This window comes from Paenibacillus sp. J22R56, from assembly GCF_056269375.1.
The window spans coordinates 364,658-382,228 of record NZ_JBWDNV010000005.1 but is presented as its reverse complement, the minus strand read 5'-3'; the positions used below and the strand labels follow the sequence as shown (position 1 = coordinate 382,228).

At 46.3% G+C, this 17,571-nt stretch carries 16 protein-coding genes; 8 read left to right on the top strand and 8 right to left on the bottom strand.

All coding sequences use genetic code 11. The features are described from left to right. Positions 1–15 precede the first annotated feature (15 nt). Positions 16–1,917: a sensor histidine kinase gene (locus AC0YNT_RS14560; protein WP_475805245.1), complete on the top strand. Its 1,902-nt coding sequence runs from the start codon at positions 16–18 to the stop codon at positions 1,915–1,917. Positions 1,918–1,926: 9 nt separating this feature from the next. Next, on the top strand, positions 1,927–3,483 hold the full coding sequence (locus AC0YNT_RS14555; protein ID WP_475805244.1) for a response regulator: 1,557 nt from the start codon (positions 1,927–1,929) through the stop codon (positions 3,481–3,483). Between the two features lie 143 nt (positions 3,484–3,626). Here the strand turns inward: AC0YNT_RS14555 and AC0YNT_RS14550 are convergent, their stop codons facing one another. Together AC0YNT_RS14550 and AC0YNT_RS14545 are read right to left on the bottom strand one after the other, a co-directional pair. Next, positions 3,627–4,466 (bottom strand): alpha/beta fold hydrolase, encoded by an 840-nt coding sequence (locus tag AC0YNT_RS14550; RefSeq protein ID WP_475805243.1) that lies wholly within the window; start codon positions 4,464–4,466, stop codon positions 3,627–3,629. A 75-nt stretch (positions 4,467–4,541) separates the two neighbouring features. Beyond that, positions 4,542–5,180, bottom strand: coding sequence for a hydrolase (locus AC0YNT_RS14545; RefSeq protein ID WP_475805242.1), 639 nt, complete (start codon positions 5,178–5,180; stop codon positions 4,542–4,544). 288 nt (positions 5,181–5,468) lie between these two features. Here AC0YNT_RS14545 and AC0YNT_RS14540 point away from each other — a divergent pair, with 288 nt between their 5' ends. Genes AC0YNT_RS14540 through AC0YNT_RS14530 form a run of 3 tightly spaced genes read left to right on the top strand, consistent with a single transcriptional unit; the run spans position 5,469 to position 7,732 of the window. Beyond that, on the top strand, positions 5,469–5,657 hold the full coding sequence (locus AC0YNT_RS14540; protein WP_475805241.1) for a XapX domain-containing protein: 189 nt from the start codon (positions 5,469–5,471) through the stop codon (positions 5,655–5,657). 24 nt (positions 5,658–5,681) lie between these two features. Beyond that, the gene (locus AC0YNT_RS14535; RefSeq protein WP_475805240.1) at positions 5,682–7,511 is read left to right on the top strand and encodes an amidohydrolase; all 1,830 of its coding nucleotides are present in this window, start codon (positions 5,682–5,684) and stop codon (positions 7,509–7,511) included. A 26-nt stretch (positions 7,512–7,537) separates the two neighbouring features. Then, positions 7,538–7,732, top strand: coding sequence for a CDGSH iron-sulfur domain-containing protein (locus tag AC0YNT_RS14530; protein WP_475805239.1), 195 nt, complete (start codon positions 7,538–7,540; stop codon positions 7,730–7,732). Positions 7,733–7,836: 104 nt separating this feature from the next. Here the strand turns inward: AC0YNT_RS14530 and purF are convergent, their stop codons facing one another. The 5 genes from purF to AC0YNT_RS14505 all read right to left on the bottom strand — a co-directional run bounded on the left by purF (position 7,837) and on the right by AC0YNT_RS14505 (position 13,108). Next, on the bottom strand, positions 7,837–9,315 hold the full coding sequence (gene purF / locus AC0YNT_RS14525; protein ID WP_475805238.1) for an amidophosphoribosyltransferase: 1,479 nt from the start codon (positions 9,313–9,315) through the stop codon (positions 7,837–7,839). A 121-nt stretch (positions 9,316–9,436) separates the two neighbouring features. Beyond that, positions 9,437–10,051, bottom strand: a complete 615-nt coding sequence (locus AC0YNT_RS14520) for an alpha/beta hydrolase (protein ID WP_475805326.1) — start codon at positions 10,049–10,051, stop codon at positions 9,437–9,439. Further along, positions 10,048–10,995, bottom strand: coding sequence for a ring-cleaving dioxygenase (locus tag AC0YNT_RS14515; protein WP_475805237.1), 948 nt, complete (start codon positions 10,993–10,995; stop codon positions 10,048–10,050). Before AC0YNT_RS14515 ends, AC0YNT_RS14520 begins: the two co-directional genes overlap by 4 nt. Before the next feature lie 464 nt (positions 10,996–11,459). Further along, complete coding sequence (locus AC0YNT_RS14510) at positions 11,460–12,686, bottom strand: MFS transporter (RefSeq protein WP_475805236.1); 1,227 nt, start codon at positions 12,684–12,686, stop codon at positions 11,460–11,462. Then, positions 12,683–13,108: a hypothetical protein gene (locus AC0YNT_RS14505; protein ID WP_475805235.1), complete on the bottom strand. Its 426-nt coding sequence runs from the start codon at positions 13,106–13,108 to the stop codon at positions 12,683–12,685. Before AC0YNT_RS14505 ends, AC0YNT_RS14510 begins: the two co-directional genes overlap by 4 nt. A gap of 183 nt (positions 13,109–13,291) precedes the next feature. Between AC0YNT_RS14505 and AC0YNT_RS14500 the strand changes: the two genes are divergently transcribed. The 3 genes from AC0YNT_RS14500 to AC0YNT_RS14490 all read left to right on the top strand — a co-directional run bounded on the left by AC0YNT_RS14500 (position 13,292) and on the right by AC0YNT_RS14490 (position 15,867). Further along, the gene (locus AC0YNT_RS14500; RefSeq protein ID WP_475805234.1) at positions 13,292–13,729 is read left to right on the top strand and encodes a Dps family protein; all 438 of its coding nucleotides are present in this window, start codon (positions 13,292–13,294) and stop codon (positions 13,727–13,729) included. Positions 13,730–13,875: 146 nt separating this feature from the next. Next, the gene (locus AC0YNT_RS14495; RefSeq protein ID WP_475805233.1) at positions 13,876–14,832 is read left to right on the top strand and encodes a ring-cleaving dioxygenase; all 957 of its coding nucleotides are present in this window, start codon (positions 13,876–13,878) and stop codon (positions 14,830–14,832) included. A gap of 36 nt (positions 14,833–14,868) precedes the next feature. Beyond that, the gene (locus AC0YNT_RS14490) at positions 14,869–15,867 is read left to right on the top strand and encodes a type I glyceraldehyde-3-phosphate dehydrogenase (protein ID WP_475805232.1); all 999 of its coding nucleotides are present in this window, start codon (positions 14,869–14,871) and stop codon (positions 15,865–15,867) included. Between the two features lie 92 nt (positions 15,868–15,959). On the opposite strand, the gene katA is transcribed toward AC0YNT_RS14490, so the two are convergent. Further along, entirely contained in the window at positions 15,960–17,411 is a 1,452-nt protein-coding gene (katA, locus tag AC0YNT_RS14485) for a catalase KatA (protein ID WP_475805325.1), read from the bottom strand. Positions 17,412–17,571 lie beyond the last annotated feature (160 nt).

Genomic DNA, 17,571 nt, shown 5'->3' with positions numbered 1-17,571 from the left:
AGGAAGCAGCAGGATGTGAGACAGGGGATGGGATTAGCAGCAATCCGACGTTGGTTATTGGGGATACGTACATTTACATTTAAACTTTCGCTTCAAGTCAAGCTGATTCTGTCATTTGTGTTCGTTATCTTTATACCGGTTGTTCTATTTTCCTGGTATACGCTTAATGAAGAGTCCGCTAAGGCAATGAAAGAATTGAAGAAGAACAGCGAGAATGTGCTGGCGGTCGAGAAGATAAACATTGAGAATAACATTGAGCTGATGGGATGGACAGGTCAACTTGCGTTATCCAATCGGGAAATGAACAATTATCTGCAAATAGAACAAATTCAGGATGCAGCTCGTGTTCTCTACATTAAGAAAGATGTGGTCAACAGCTTTCAATATTTTCTGTTCAACAATCCTCGAATTACGAATGTCCGGTTGTTCACGGACAATCAGTATGTGAATGAGATTTGGCCAGTCATCCTACAGGAATCACGTATACAGGACAGGCCTTGGCATGATGCGGTGATGAAGCAGAACGGTTTGCCCTGGTGGGAGATACAGGAGAGCGTTGGCCTCACCGGGGTGCCATCCGAACAATCGCCCAACGAGCCCTTCATGACGTACTTGCAGGAATTCAAATATCCGGACAACAGAACACATAATGGAATCTTAGAGATATCAATGAAACTGTCGGATTTTTTCTCTCAAACGTTCAGTAGTGTACAGGACATGAACTCCCAGCTGATCGTAGCAGCAAGGAGTGGACAAGTTTTCAGTTTGAAGGCTTCGCCTGTGTTCGAGAAACACAGCGCGGAGGAATTGATGAACAACGTGAAGCTGACAAATAATACAGATTACGAGACGATAAAACTAAAGATTAATGGACATTCCTACATGGCATTTCAGAGCTACATTCCATCGATCGATGTACATCTGGTCAATATGGTTAGTCTTGCGGATACGATGGAAGGCATTAACCATTCAAGAGTTCGTTATGTGGTACTCATTTCCTTACTAGTGGCATTTCTTGTACTGCTGTCTTACTCGATGCAGGCTATGATTTTACGCAGGCTTAAGGTGTTAAGAGAATCGATGCAACAGGTGAGAAGCGGTAACTTCAACGTCGAGCTGCCGCCAATTACTGGTACCGATGAGGTAGGAGAGCTGGGCTTACATTATAGTAAGCTCATCCTGAAGATTAATGAGCTTATTCAAGAACAGGCAGCTAGGCAGGCGGCAGGCAAAGAAGCGGAGCTTCGGGCGCTAAAGAACCAAATAGATTCCCATTTCCTCTACAATACGCTGGAGAACGTCAAGATGCTGGCGGAGATTGAAGGGCAGTACCTTATATCGGATATAATGACCTCGTTAGGCGGTATGATGCGGTATTCGATGGAATGGAAGCGGGATCACGTGATGCTTAGTGATGAGATTCAGCAAGTCCAGCATTATGTATCCGTTATGAATATACGTTATGATGGAAGACTTGATCTTAGGTTGTCGATTGCATCGGAATGCCTCAAGCAGGAAACGCTCAAAATGTCACTGCAGCCCGTAGTTGAGAATGCAATCAAACATGGGATGAGCCGCATGCATTCCAGCGACGGAAACCTTGTCATTACGATCTCTGCCATCCGGCGTGATCAAGCTTGTGTTATAGAGATTACTGACAGCGGATGCGGCATACCAGAAGAGAAACTAGGATTATTGAATCGAATGCTGAGAATGGAAGACTCCGCTTACCAGGATGTCCGGCAATTATTCGTTCGTAAAAATAACCAGGACAGCAACGGCATCGGTCTGCGTAATGTGGACCAACGCTTAGTGATGAGCTATGGGACGGATTGTGGGATTCAGATCGAGAGTCAGGAAGGAAGCTATACACGCATAATCATGACTTTGCCGTATCGGGTCATGGAGGGGGATTAGAAGACATTTATGATTAGCTTGCTGATTGTCGACGACGAGAAGATCATTCGAAGGGGCTTGGAATCGGTAATTGAGAGGCAGTTTCCTAATCTGTTCAACTACCGATTTGCAGAGAATGGACAAGAGGCACTGGAGCTGCTTAGCCAGGAGCCTGCAGATATAATGTTCACAGATATCCGAATGCCAATTATGGATGGGATCGAACTACTGGAGCAACTGCAAGAGCATTCCGTAAGGCCCGAGATTGTGCTGCTGTCTGGCTATAATCAGTTTGTATATGCGCAGAAAGCAATTCGCTTTGCCGTGAAGGATTATCTCGTGAAGCCTGTGATACGAGAGGAGCTATTTGCCGTCCTGGAGCGAATGATGAATGACATAAGGACGAGAGAAGAGCGAGCAGAAACGGCAGCTGAAGATGCCAGCCTTGTTGCTGGCGAGCTAATTACTCAGCATTTGACCCAGAAGGATATTGGTGATGCGGTAACACAGAATAAGCTGAAGCAGGCCGGCTTTAGCTTGTTGGATGAAAGATATACACTGGGCTTGCTTACGCGGCGAGGTGAAGGATCAGAGCCTGGTAGTACGGATGCTGCTTCTTTCCGGAATCAAATCGCTGAGCTGTTACAAGGGCATATGGATTGGATGCTCACGCGTGATGGAGAAGGCGGAACGATTATGATCGTACGCGATCCGGTTATGTTCTACCAGTTATCGGAACGGTGGAGGGTCAGTGTATATGATTCTCAGCTGCGAATCGCGATTAGCAAGTCTGTTCAAGGGATAGAACAGATAAGGTGGGCATACAGCCAAGCGAAGCAAACCTTGAAATACAGTATTGTGCTTCCAGAACTCGATGTGTTGGACTATACCAGCATAAATGAGCGTAATGAGCGGCATGTCGTTCCTGTTGAGTCCATTCAAAGAATATTGAATCTCATGGGAATGGGACGCGGAGATGAAATCAAACAACTTCTCGCTCAAATCCTCGATATTCGTATTATTAGAAGCAGCGAGATCGGTTATCTGGAACGTATAAGCCAACTGCTCAACGAGGAGCTGTTCGACACGTTATTCCGCATCTATGGGCATAAGATACTTGGCCTATTAAAGACGCACGCCTATGTTGGTCATATCGGAAACTTTGATCGATTTGAAGATTTTTACATAGCCGTCGAGCAGCTTCTCGATAGTCTGGATAGGTTCATCCAAGATCGGAGAGAGCAGGTTCCGACGGAACAAAATACGATGCAAAAAGTGCTCAACTACTTGCAGACGCATTATGCCGACGATTTGAACATGGCGGTTGTGTCCAATCATTTCTCACTTAATTACTCGTACTTCAGCCATGCCTTCCAAGAATATAGCGGTGAGAATTTCTCGAACTATGTTCGCCGGTTAAGGCTGGAAAAGGCGAAGGAGCTGCTGGTGCACTCCGATTTGAAGGTGTACGAAATTAGTGAGCAGGTTGGATTTGAAAACGTGAAGCATTTTACGAGAATATTCAAGGATACTGAAGGCATGACAGCGCTGGAATTCCGTAGCCAGCGAAGGCTGTTTGAAACCTAACAAAAAATGACCCATAAGAGAGCGCCTTTTTAAGGTGTCATTCTTATGGGTCTTCACATATTTATTAACTTTCCTCTATAATCCTCTCGAAAAGCCTCGAAGGCGCTCTATGTGAAGGAACTGATGATTCCGTGACTATTCATTTATTTGTTATTAAGGAAGTGAATTAAAGCGGTATTGAATTTTTCAGGGTGAGTCGCGTTCAAACCATGTGGTCCACCTTCAATTACAACGAGTTGACTGCCCGCAACAGCTTCGTGGGAAAGTTGACCGCTTACCTCAAGCGTCACAATCGCATCGGAATCGCCATGGATAACAAGCAATGGGATATCAAATTTCGCCAAATCGTCACGGAAATCCGTTCGGCCGAAGGCATCAATACAATCCAGCGTCCCCTTTGGCGATGCATAAGAAGCAATATCAAGGTTGTAAGTACGGAAGGACTCGCTCACCAGGTCGGTTCTATCCCCGGCTTTGAAGAAATTGTGAGTGAAGCCGTCAAGGAAGGCGACACGGTCCTTCTTCAAACCGTCTTGGAAGGCCTGAATGGTAGCTTCATCCAGACCGCCTTCCGGATGCTCGGCAGATTTATAAAAGAACGGCGGAACCGCTGCAGCGAGCACGGCTTTTTTGACACGGCTTGTTCCGTATGTGCCAATGTAACGGGCAACCTCCCCGCCACCCATCGAAAATCCGACCAGTGTTACATCCTTAAGGTCTAGATGTTTAATTAGCTTATGGAGATCCGTCGCAAATGTATCATAGTCGTAACCATTCCACGGTTGGGAGGATTGTCCGAATCCGCGGCGGTCATAGGTAATCACGCGGTAACCTGCTTCGATGAGCGCTGGAACTTGACCCTCCCACGAGCGCCCGCTCAGGGGCCAGCCATGGATTAATATCACTGGTTTGCCTGCGCCAAGATCCTCAAAGTACAATTCAATAGGTTGCCCGTTTTCTGTTCCTACTGTTAATTTAGCCATGCTTCATCCTTCACTCCTCTGATAATCGTCTCTCTATCGTTCACTCACTTTAAGCTGTTCCCCTTGGGAATAGGTTTATCCCCCGTGACCGCCAAACATCGCTTGGGCATAAACAAGACCCGCGCCATAGGCACCACCATGTTGCATAGCAATTTCCAAAACTGCATCATACGTTTCTTGATGTGCCCAATCGCGTTGATACTCAAGAAGAACAGACATCCAAGTAACGGGAATTGCTCCCGCTTGTATCATGCGTTGAACGGCAATGTCATGTGCCTCCGTGGTAGTCCCGCCTGAAGCGTCCGTTACAATGTATACTTCATATCCATCTTTAATGGCTGAAACGGTAGGAAAAGCAAGACAAACTTCCGTCCAAAGTGCAGCCATAATCAGCTTTTTACGGCCTGTTTTCTTCACTGCTGCTAAGAAATTTTCGTCTTCCCAAGAATTCATTGTTGTACGGTCAATTGGCTTCTGCTCTGGAAATACCTCTTGAATTTGTGGATGAAGCGGGCCTGAAAATGATTCCGCTGCTACAGTTGTAAGAATGATAGGCGCATTGAAAACTTTGGCTGTTTTGGCCAATCCAACCGTATTGTTAATGATGGTTTGACGATCAGCACTTTGAACACCAAAGAGCATTTGAGGCTGGTGGTCTACAAGAATAATTGCAGAGTTATCAGCCGTAAGTAAATCTGTTTTTGCGTTAAACATACTAAAATCCCTACCTTTTCGGATATGATTACAACAGTTCAATAAATTGGAAATCCTGCTGCATGTACTCAGTCTATTGAAATGTTACCGTGCAAACAATTCTCAGTTTTCTATATGTTTCATAGGGAAAAGCTATATATATCAAAAGTTCTATAAATGATATCCATAAGTAAATCCTATGGCTGTTATAGAGAAAGCCTTATTGCTAGTAAAAATGTTGACTCTTAGACTTAAGAACAGCAGGCATCTAGTAGGAACATAACAATGATAGAGGGAGGAGAGATAAGTATGGGTTCTATGGGTTTTATGGGTTCTATGGTTCTGGCTCTTGCTGCAGGTATTGTAATTGGCGTTATTTTTCAATCGCTTAAGATCCCTTCGCCAGCACCGCCTTTTTTGGGACTACTTGGTCTCGCTGGTATGTTTTTAGGCCAGCGGTTGATACCCTGGATACAGCAATTGGTAAACAACAAATAAATAATCTAAAGGGAGAGTAGAGTCATGTCTAAGAAAACGATAGATGTTGAAGCGAATTTGGTCATTCACAATGCCGGTATAGTAACGATGGACGATTCAAATCCTACAGCAACAGCAGTTGCAATTAAGGATGGTCAATTCCTAGCTGTGGGAGATGATGCCGAAATCATGAAATATGTTGGATCATCCACTCAGGTTGTGAACGCAAACAAACGAATGTTAATACCAGGCTTGAACGATTCCCATATTCATCTCATTCGAGGTGGTCTCAACTATAACCTTGAACTTCGTTGGGATGGAGTACCATCCGTAGCGGATGCATTGCGTATGTTGAAAAAGCAGGTTGACCGTACTCCAGCTCCTCACTGGGTCCGTGTTGTAGGCGGCTGGACAGAGTTCCAATTCATTGAACGCCGTATGCCAACTCTAGATGAAATTAATCGAATTGCTCCAGACACACCTGTTTTTATCCTCAATCTTTACCGTCAAGCTTTTCTGAACAAAGCTGCCTTGCGAGTAATCGGCTATACAAAAGATACGCCGAACCCGCCAGGCGGAGAAATCCAAAGGGATAGCAAAGGTAATCCAACAGGAATGCTCATCGCAAGGCCTAATGCTACGATTTTGTATGCTACTTTAGCTAAAGGGCCAAAGCTTTCATACGAGGACCAAATAAACTCAACTCGACTATTTATGAGGGAATTGAATCGATTTGGAGTCACAAGCGTTATTGACGCCGGTGGGGGCTTTCAGAACTATCCCGATGATTATCAGGTGTTTGACGAACTTGATAAACGTGAAGAAATTACGGTTCGCACGGCGTACAATTTATTCACGCAGCATCCCAAGAATGAATTGAGTGACTTTAAAGCATGGACCGCTTCATCGCAGCCGTACACGGGCAGTTCCTACTATCGTCATAACGGTGCCGGTGAAATGCTTGTTTATAGTGCAGCAGACTTTGAAGATTTTGTAGAGCCTCGTCCAGAACTCCCTGCTGTACTTGAAGATGAGCTATTTGAAGTTTCTAAACACCTCGTTGAACAACGCTGGCCATTTCGTCTTCATGCAACCTATGGAGAGTCCATTACACGCTTCCTCGATGTATTTGAGCGCGTGAATAAAGAAGTGCCATTTAAAGACTTACGCTGGATTCTGGATCATGCCGAAACCATTCATGAGAAGGATTTGGAGCGGGTTGTGGAATTAGGCGGTTCGATCGCCGTTCAAAGCCGAATGGCTTTTCAAGGCGAGTATTTCGTCGAAAGATATGGCGCCAAAGCTGCGGAAAATGCTCCTCCGATAACCAAAATGCTTCAGCATGGATTACGTGTCGGGGTAGGGACAGATGCGACAAGAGTAGCCAGTTATAATCCGTGGGTTGCCTTATACTGGTTAGTAACGGGTAAGACGTTAGGCGGGTTAAGCCTGTACCCTGAATCTAATCGCGTAGAGAGGCATGAAGCACTTCGCATGTATACGGCGGGGAATGCATGGTTTTCCAAAGAGGAAGATGTTAAAGGGCAAATTAAAGAGGGTCATTATGCTGATTTCTCGATTCTTTCCGATAATTTCTTACTTGTTCCCGAAGAAGCCATTAAAAAAATTGAATCGGTCTTCACGGTTGTAGGAGGCAAGATTGTCTACGGCACCAGCGAGTTTGAGTCTTTGTCGCCTCCAGCTCCGAAAGCCAGTCCTGACTGGTCTCCGCATAATGTCTTTGGCGGCTATTACAAGGAACCGCAATATGGAGGCGGATCAGGTGCCCATGCACCTAATCAGGTCCATCTTCATCATAAGTGTAACCACCATCATGGCAGCGGTTTCTGTGACCTGGATTGCTTCGTCTTCTAAAAATGATTAAGGCAGGTGAGAGTATCTTGTCCGATGTTACGATTAAAGTTAATGATAATGGACCATTAAGAATAATGGGTAAAGTAGAAATGGTAGATGCGCTTGGTAACCGTTTTGAGACAAAAGAGAGTTTTATTCTTTGTCGGTGCGGATTATCAAGTCAGAAGCCTTTCTGTGATTTGACTCATAAAGGTAAATTTGAAAGCGCACCACGTGCTTAATTGATGGAAGGGGCCGCCACATAAGTCATTAAACTGACTTTGTGGCGGCCCCATTTTAATAAATGGATTAATCCTCTAAAAACGGATTCATCGTGATGCAGCTCCTAGCAGCTGCAACTTTTCTCCGAATTCGGGTCGACCGGCGTCGGATAATCATTATCGAAGCAAGCCATGCACATGCCCCGGTTGAATTCGCCGTCGTTTCCGCCGACCGCCTCGATAAAGCCTTCGTTGCTCAAGAAGTAGAGAGAATCCGCGTTGATCGCCTGACGGATTTCCTCCACGCTCTTCTGCGACGCGATCAGCTCCTTGCGGTCTGGTGTATCGATGCCATAGTAGCAGGGGTTCTTGAACGGCGGCGACGTGATGTACACATGCACTTCTGTCGCGCCCGCTTCTCGAAGCAGATTGACAATCCGCAGGGACGTCGTGCCGCGGACGATGGAATCGTCGATCATCACGACGCGCTTGCCTTCCACCACTTTGCGGACTGCGGACAACTTCATCTTCACGCCCTTCTCGCGCAGCTCCTGAGAAGGCTGGATGAACGTCCGGCCCGTGTATTTGTTCTTAATCAGGCCAAGCTCATATGGAATCCCCGTCTGCTCAGCGTACCCGATCGCCGCGGAAATACTCGAATCCGGCACGCCTGTCACGATGTCCGCGTCGATGAACGCTTCAAGCGCCAGCTGCCGCCCCATCCGTTTGCGCGCCGAATGAAGATTGATGCCATTGATGTCGCTGTCGGGACGGGCAAAATAAATGTACTCCATTGCGCAGGTCGCATGGCGCTCCAACCGTTCAAAACGGTCGACGCGCAGGCTGTCCTTGTCGAGAATGAGCAGCTCGCCCGGCTGGACGTCGCGCTCATAGATGGCACCGACGGTATCCAGCGCGCAGGTCTCTGACGCAAACACATAACCGTCGCCCATGCGGCCCATAACGAGCGGACGCAGGCCATGCGGATCGGAAGCGACCAGCAGCTTGTCGTTCGTCATGATGAGGAACGCGAATCCGCCGATAATGCGCTGCAGCGCGTCTTTCGCCGCGCTGACGAAATCCTTGTTCGAACGGGCGATTAGATGCGCGATGACTTCCGTGTCGCTCGTCGTCTGGAAGATAGAGCCTTGGCTCTCCAGTTCCTTGCGGATGGAGGGCGCGTTCACGATGTTGCCGTTCGTCGCTACGCCGAGGTCGCCGTCGCGGTATTTGAAGAGGAGTGGCTGCGCGTTCGCCAGCCTGCTCTCGCCCGCGGTCGAATACCGAACATGCCCGATGACGCGGTCGCCTGGCAAGCATTCAAGCGCAGCCTGGTCAAATACTTCTTTGACCAGGCCCATATTGCGGTGGTATGAAAACTTGCCGGTCGCGGTCTCCACAGATGCCATCCCAGCGCTCTCTTCGCCCCGGTGCTGCAGCGCGTGAAGGCCGTAGTAGCCGAGCGAGCAAGCATTCGGCACATTAAACGCGCCGAACACCCCGCACTCCTCACGCAATTTATCGAAAATATCGTCACGACCGATCCCTTCGTTATAATGATCGCCAGTCCATAGCTTCGGGAGCTGTTTTATTTCATCAGACATGGAATCGCATCCTTCCAGAACTTCTCCAATTGCTCATCCGGTGCGTTGACGCCCGGTTTGCCGTTGATGTTGATTGTAGGTCCGCTGCCGCGTACGTTGCCGAAAATTCACCTCCCTATGCTCAAGATGGAAAGGCGGCTTTGAACCACTCCGCCGCCCGCTGAACCTCGGAAGACGACAAGCGATGTCCGTTGCCTTCCCAATGGACCGTCACGGAAGCGCCAGCACCTTGCAGCAGATACGTCAGTTCCTCCGATTCGATGGCCGAGCAGATCGGATCGTTTGTGCCGGCTCCGATGAAGATGGGCACGTTTGTCAACTCCGGAAGGGCAAGGCCGCGAAGGGGTACCATCGGGTGGTGAAGCACGGCGCCACGCAGCGCATCGGCATAGTGGAAAAGCAAGCTTCCCGCAATGTTGGCGCCATTGGAATAGCCCGCAGCCACGACGTTGTCCCGGCTAAAGCCATAGGTTTCGGAAGCTTCGGCAATGAAATCGTATAATTCCTTCGTTCTGAACTTCAAATCTTCTTCATCGAAAATGCCTTCAGCAAGCCTTCGGAAGAAACGGGGCATCCCGTTCTCCAGGACGTTGCCCCGAACGCTCAGGACGGAAGAGGTGGGGGAGAGCAGCCGCGCTAGCGGCAGCAGATCATGTTCGGTACCGCCCGTGCCATGCAGAAGCAGCAGTACGGGCGCATTAGTATCAGTGCCGGGTTGAAAAAGATGTTTCATTATTCATCGCCCTCCAATACCCGAACTTCGATCGGGAACAGGTTCTGTTCGATGATGCCGCGCTGCGGCTCATACCACGCAGGAAGCATCAGGTTGCCTCCAAGCTCGTCGAATTCCTCATCGCGCTGGAATCCTGGCGCGTCTGTCGCGATTTCGAACAGGATGCCGCCAGCTTCGCGGAAATAGATCGCATTGAAGTATTGGCGGTCGATGATGTCGGTCGCATGGAAGCCGTTCTCTATGACGTGTTCGCGCCATTTTGCATGATCATCATAGTTGGCTGCACGCCATGCAATATGATGGACGGTTCCTGCGCCGGCGGCTCCCCTAGGCACAGGCTCGGCGTTGATGTCAATGACGTTGCCGAGATCGCCTGCTGCGCGGTAGCGGACGAGGCCGTTTTCTTCGCCGATTATCTCCAGGCCCATTACGTTGACGAGCGTGTCTTGTGTTTGCGCCGGCTGCGTGCTGTACAGAATCGCGCCGCCGAAGCCTTTAATCGCTTTGCCTGCCGGCATGCCGCCGAACGACCATTGGCTTGGCGCGCCTTCTTCACGTTCGACGACTTCCAGCTGAAGGCCGTCGCCGTCTTTGAACTGCAGGTATGTTTCGCCGAAACGCGCCGTCCGTTCGAAGGCGACGCCGAATTTCGTCAGCCGCTCTTCCCAGAACGACAATGCGCCTACCGGCACCACAAACGTTGTGTAGCCGACTTGGCCACCGCCCACCTGGCCGATCAGGTCCCCTTCAGAAGGGAAGAACGTCATGACAGTACCGGGCCCGCCGATTTCATTGCCGAAGTACAGATGGTACACGTCAGGCGCGTCGAAATTGATCGTTTTCTTCACGAGCCGCAAACCGAGAAGGCCTGCGTAGAAATCCACGTTGTCCTGCGGATGGCGGACGAAAGAAGTGATGTGGTGAATGCCTGCTGTATGATAGTTCATTTGAAAACCCTCCTAGTTTTGATTATCGACAAGTCATGCGTTTGATACCTGCTAACGAATGTGATCAAACAAATTAGTTCAATACTGCATAGTCGGCTGCGCCATCATTTTCAACCTTCAAAGGATTAGTTTATATTCACCTTAAAATTAAGACATTTGTAAAAAAAAGATGTTCGTGAAAGTTCCACCAAGAATGAAGCGACTTTTCCAAACAACTTCGATTGGATGATTACCGGAAATATCTTTAAATTAATTATCTTAAATTTGAGATAATAATAACTCTTGGATTTTTGATTGTCAACATGTTATTTTGCAGCATTAGCTTTAACTGGTTCATAAAAACCTCCCCGACATTGAAAAGAGTGGCATTGCCTATAAACGGGAGACGATGGCTCAATGAACCGCCTTTTCCACCAAGGCGGTTCTCTTATGGTTAAATATCAACATTAGAATTTAACATAACCTTATGAAATAGTTTGATTCTGCTGATTGATCTGGGTAATGGTTTCCTTACTCTCTAAGCGAATAAATAGTGGGACAACCGTACTTATCAGCAGCAATCCGGCTAACACCTCGAAAGTAGACCTGTGACCTTGGGTGTCGATCAAATAAATGGAGATGATAGGGCCAAGTGAGGCTCCAATGAAAAGCATAAACATATGGAAAGATAGAGCGCTGGCTCTTAATTCTCCTGCTAAAGTACCTATTAATGATAACAAGGCGGGAAGGGCCATAGCTATGCCAGCAGTAAATATAATGCTTGTCGGGATTAATAAGGCGAGATTTTCCGATATGCCAACCAGACCTAGACCAATACCGGCCATTATCAAACCGCACCACAGAACATTTTTTACCCCAAACCTGGTGACGAGCCCTCCATCAAATGGAGAAATGAACATACCGATGATACCGGCTGCACGAACCCATAAGATTTCCTGGTGGCTCAGACCGAAGAGAGGGCTGCTTAGATAACTTCCAATCGTGGAGAAAAAACCAACGAGTGCAATAAAGAGAGTGGAGGAAATGATGTAACAGATGGGTAAACTTTTTTTCTTAAAAATACCACCAATGCGCTTTAGAGGAGTGAAAAAGTTATCCTTCGACTTGTGTGTTATATCTTTAGGTATACCTAATGTAATCAAAAAAAGCGAGACAAAATACACGATGCCAAGAATATAAAATACATAATTCCAGCTTAGTTCCATTACGATGGTGCTGCTATAGATCTGTCCAACGATACTTGCCATTAAAAAGGCGGTGCTTATAAAGCCGAGGATCGTTACCCTTTTAGTAGCTGGGAACATCTCCATAGCGTAGGCTAACACAGAAGGTGGAAACATGGATGCTGCCAGTCCTTGTATAACCCTTAGAACAATAAGCCATTGAAACTCATGAACGGTTCCTATAAAAGGGGTTGATACGGTGAGCAGGCCTAACCCGGTTATCATCATTTTTTTTCGTCCATAGCGATCAGAAAGCCCTCCGAACAGAAGTGCTCCACCGGCAAAAGCAAAAGAAAAGGCGCTGCCTGCCCAAGCCGCTTTGGAAGATGAGACCTGGAATACGTCCTCAAATACGGAGAAGAGAGGGATCGTTAAATATAGGGAAGAGACGACAATTAATGAACACCAGAATAGGATAAGGGTCGTAAGATTATAACGTGGTGCAATTGGATTCACTGGGTTGATCAAAAGTGTCCCCCCTTATTTTCAGCATACGTCTCTTTTGTTACAGCTGTATTGGTTTCTTTAACATTTAAAAATACGTTGACAGCAAACACAAGAATTCCACATCCGGCAACGGTTTCACCTACGCGTTTTAGAGTCGATAACCATTCCTGGTCATAACCGTTTGAAATAAATGATAGCGAGATCAACATGATTGGCAAGCCCGTGCCCTGCAGCCAGAAGTGCCATTTAGCTAGTCGGGACTCTGCGGCTTTGGGGAAACGCAGATAAGTAAATCCGCAAAGGGCTAAAGTTGCCCATCCGAAAAGATTGGCGTGGGCATGAACGCTAGTCAATGCAAAGTTCAATGTTGCACCCATATAGATTCCAATCCCAATACCTAGAACAATATAAATAACTGCCATTTTTAAAAATCGTACTCCCATTCAAATTCTCCTTTATATTCGGTGTAACACCATCGTATAAACGTTGGTTCGTACGATCAATATCGATCTTTCTATGTCTCATATAGCTTTTTCTTATAGTACGAAATCCGCGTATACAGGGGTTTATTGGGTGTGTTATAGTGGGTCCTGGAATTTAGTGCTAAATTTGAAAGGGGCTTTTTTATGTCTGAAAAACTTACGGAAATGCTAAACACTCAGATCGCGAACTGGAGTCTTCTGTTCACCAAACTGCATAACTATCATTGGTATGTCAAAGGTCCACAGTTCTTCACTTTGCATGTGAAGTTTGAAGAGCTTTACACGGAAGCTGCGCTTCATGTAGACAATCTTGCCGAGCGGCTGTTGGCATTAGGCGGCAGCCCTGTAGCGACTATGCATGGAGTTCTTGAAACCGCAACGGTAAAAGATGCAGTGGGTAACGAGAGCGCTATGGAGATGGTCCGCACGATTGTAGCCGATTTTGGAATTATTGTTAATGAGCTTAAGGAAGGCATGAGCATCGCTAATCGTGAGGACGACGAGACAACCGGTGATATGCTTTTGGCCATTCATTACTCACTTGAAAAGCATGTATGGATGTTGAAATCATTTTTAGGGTAACCTGGCCAATGATATAGTAAAACCGCTATACAAGTATAGAAAAAATGGAATGGTTCGCTCGAACTCTTTTCTCTATGATTTGAATGAGATGTATGTTCAGTTATTGGCATGATCGATAAATCTAGAAGAAAAGGAGTTTTGAAAAGATGGTTGATAACTTAAAGAAAACAGCTGGCATCCATCATATTACATGTTTCGTGAAGGATGCGCAGAGAAATGTAGATTTTTATGCTGGAGTTCTGGGTCTTCGTCTTGTGAAAAAAACAATTAACTTTGATGCACCTGAAGTATACCATTTGTACTTTGGCAACGAAAAAGGCACCCCTGGAACTATTATTACGTTTTTCCCATACAAATTTTCTGGTAAAGGCCGCATAGGTGGAGGACAAGTAGGTACAACAACATACGTAGTACCAGTAGGCGCGATTGATTTTTGGAAAGCACGCCTCACAGCATTCGATATTTCCTTCACAGAAAGTGCTCGTTTCTCCGAAAACTATATCGAATTTGTAGATTCTGACGGTCTGCAGTTAGAGATAGTTGAACGGGAAGAAGGAGCTCTTAATACATTGTTATCCGGAGGTATTCCAACGGATAAGGCTATCAAAGGATTTGGGGGTGCGGTGCTATACAGCACGGCATCCACAATGACCATGAAGGTACTTGAGGAAGTTTTAGGTCTTACAAAGGTAGGTCAGGATGGGGACTTTATTCGTTATAAGGCAGAAGGAGACATCGGCAACCTCATTGACGTGAATGCGGAGTCCATGGAATGGGGGATTGCCGGTGCAGGCACCGTTCACCACATCGCGTGGCGAGCCAAGGATTATGAAGACCATGATGCTTGGAGAAGCCATGTGGAAAAAAGCGGTTTTAATCCTACACCGATTATTGATCGACAGTATTTCCATGCTATCTATTTTCGTGAACATGGCGGCATTTTGTTTGAAATCGCGACAGATCCGCCAGGTTTCGCAAATGATGAGTCTGAAGATCATCTGGGCGAGACATTAATGCTGCCAGCATGGTTTGAAGACAGTCGTGCTGAAATTGAAAAGAACCTGCCTCCTATTCAAGTGCACGAAATGAAGCCTATCTTTTAATGAAACATATTTTCTTTACCACAATGGGAGGGTATCATGAGTAAAATTGCAATATTTGGATTTGGACGAATCGGTCGGCAATTACTTAGAGTAGCTCTTCAAGAGAAGCTCTTTGTACCTTATTCTATCTCTGATATAAAAGATGAATCTATACTTGCGGCGCTTTTTGAGGTTGATACGAATTATAAACGCTGGCCTGAAGAGGTCCTGGGTCGAGAGGGAGCTATCATCATAGGCGGCCGTGAAATTCGGTATATGAATTCGTCCAGTGAAGTGCCTAATTGGGGAGAACTGGGTGTTGAGTTGGTGGTTGACTGTACGGGACGTGCTGTAACAAGACCCGTTGCACAATTGCACTTGGATCGCGGCGCCAAGCGTGTGCTTGTCAGCGGGCCAAGTAAAAGTCTCGAAGACTGCGATGCCGTTTTGCTTAAAGGAATTAATCTCAGCAGCTTCGATCCCGAGAAGCATAAAATTATCAGTATGGCCAGCTGTACAACAAACGCACTGGCACCAGTAGTGAAATTAGTTAGAGAAAATTATGGTATTAAATATGGCTTGTTTTCAACGGTTCATTCTTATACCAATACACAATCATTAACAGATCAGCCTATGAGGGACCGGCGGGATTCTTGGGCAGCAGCAGAAAATATCATCCCATCATCTTCAGGAGCGGCTAAAGCTCTCAAGTTTATTTGGAGTGATCTCCAAATTACTGGAAAGGCATACCGAATTCCGACTCGCACAGGCAGCATTGCGGAGCTTAATCTGATAACAGAGAAGCCATGCTCCGTTCAAGAGATTAATGAAATGTTCCGTCTTGCCGCTAATGAAGGGGAACTTAAGGGAACTCTAGATGTATTGGAGGGTGAATGGGCCTCTTCCCGTATTGTAGGGGATCCACATTCATCTATTATTGATCTGCCATTGACGCAAGTGCAAGGAGAGCTGTTATCAGTAGCTACTTGGTATGATAATGAGTGGGGTTACGCTTCACGACTAGCTGAAGTTGCTGCTTTTCTTGTATCAAAATAGTTTGATTTAAGTATTTGATAACGCAAAAAAAAGAGCAGTTACTCAGGCGCTAGCTGCCTAAGTAACTGCTCTTTTTCAATGAGGTAAATGAATTAAGCCAGCTCTGTATCTCTTAAACCAAGCCCCTCAGCAACCGCATTTCCCCATTCTGGATCGGCTTTATAAAAATGGGCGATTTGACGAAGCTTTATTTCATCCTTCTCAACCGGTTTCATAGCGTTCACAATGTTATTTACTAAACGCCTGCGTTCTTCTGCACGAAGTAACCGGTATAAGTCACCAGGCTGAGTGTAATGGTCATTGTTGTCATAAGGAACACTGTCGGCTGATCCGGATACTTCAAACGGGGCTGTCTTGTATGCTTCAGATTCACTTGCTCCGCCGTAACTATTCGGTTCATAATAAACGGAATTTCCCCCGTTGCGATCAGAACGCATTTGACCATCACGCTGGTTATTATTCACTCCGGCGACAGGTTTATTAATAGGAAGCGTGTTATGATTTGTGCCAACTCGATAGCGATGTGCATCGGCATAAGCGAATAAACGACCTTGTAACATTTTATCCGGAGAGGCCTCAATACCAGGTACGAATGCTCCAGGTGAAAAAGCTGATTGTTCAACCTCGGCAAAATAATTTTCTGGATTACGGTCGAGGACCATACGTCCAACCTCGATAAGAGGATAGTCTTTCTGTGACCAAACTTTTGTTACATCAAATGGGTCGAAACGATAGGTATTCGCATCTTCCAGCGGCATAATTTGAACATACAACTTCCATGCGGGGAAGTTTGCTTTTTCTATGGCGTGAAACAAATCTTCAATGTGATAATCCGGGTTTTCACCAGCCAGTTTGGCAGCTAGTTCGACATCCAGATTTTTCACTCCCTGTTCCGTCTTGAAATGATATTTCACCCAAACCCCTTGTCCAACTGCATTGACCCACTTAAACGTGTGGCTTCCATAACCATGCATGTGACGGAGTGTAGCGGGTATACCACGATCAGACAGCAAGATGGATACTTGATGCAAGGACTCGGGAGACAAAGACCAGAAGTCCCATACTGCGTCAGGGTTTTTAAGATGAGTTTGAGGGTGTCGTTTCTGCGTATGAATGAAATCCGGAAATTTAATGGCATCCCGTATGAAGAAGACAGGAGTGTTATTTCCTACCAAGTCATAGTTCCCTTCTTCGGTGTAAAATTTTACAGCGAAGCCACGAGGATCACGTACGGTGTCTGCAGAGCCAAGTTCGCCTGCAACAGTGGAGAAGCGTACAAACACAGGTGTTCGTTTACCAACCCCAGACAAAAAGTTGGCTTTTGTATAGGAAGATACATCATGGGTTACTTCAAAATATCCGTGTGCACCGGCACCTTTGGCATGCACAACACGTTCAGGAACTCGTTCACGATTGAAATGAGCAAGCTTTTCAAGAAGATGAACGTCTTGAATGAGCGTTGGACCTCGAGAACCAGCAGTCATAGAATTCTGGTTATCTCCAACTGGAGATCCCCAACTTGTCGTTAATTGGCCATTTTTGATTTCCAATTTAATTGCCTCCAAAATGTTGAATTAGCACAACCTAATAGGGTGGTGCTATAGAGACATCTTAATATCCATTTTTGACTTCCATCAATATGGGTCTATCTATATCTGACATAGCTTTCGTTTATATCTTTATTATTAAGTTAATATCCATAGA

Coding starts and splice junctions, on each gene's coding strand:
- AC0YNT_RS14555 (WP_475805244.1), top strand. CDS start 1,927: ATGATTAGCTTGCTGATTGTCGACGACGAGAAGATCATTCGAAGGGGC.
- AC0YNT_RS14550 (WP_475805243.1), bottom strand. CDS start 4,466: ATGGCTAAATTAACAGTAGGAACAGAAAACGGGCAACCTATTGAATTG.
- AC0YNT_RS14545 (WP_475805242.1), bottom strand. CDS start 5,180: ATGTTTAACGCAAAAACAGATTTACTTACGGCTGATAACTCTGCAATT.
- AC0YNT_RS14540 (WP_475805241.1), top strand. CDS start 5,469: ATGGGTTCTATGGGTTTTATGGGTTCTATGGTTCTGGCTCTTGCTGCA.
- AC0YNT_RS14535 (WP_475805240.1), top strand. CDS start 5,682: ATGTCTAAGAAAACGATAGATGTTGAAGCGAATTTGGTCATTCACAAT.
- purF (WP_475805238.1), bottom strand. CDS start 9,315: ATGTCTGATGAAATAAAACAGCTCCCGAAGCTATGGACTGGCGATCAT.
- AC0YNT_RS14515 (WP_475805237.1), bottom strand. CDS start 10,995: ATGAACTATCATACAGCAGGCATTCACCACATCACTTCTTTCGTCCGC.
- AC0YNT_RS14505 (WP_475805235.1), bottom strand. CDS start 13,108: ATGGGAGTACGATTTTTAAAAATGGCAGTTATTTATATTGTTCTAGGT.
- AC0YNT_RS14500 (WP_475805234.1), top strand. CDS start 13,292: ATGTCTGAAAAACTTACGGAAATGCTAAACACTCAGATCGCGAACTGG.
- AC0YNT_RS14495 (WP_475805233.1), top strand. CDS start 13,876: ATGGTTGATAACTTAAAGAAAACAGCTGGCATCCATCATATTACATGT.
- AC0YNT_RS14490 (WP_475805232.1), top strand. CDS start 14,869: ATGAGTAAAATTGCAATATTTGGATTTGGACGAATCGGTCGGCAATTA.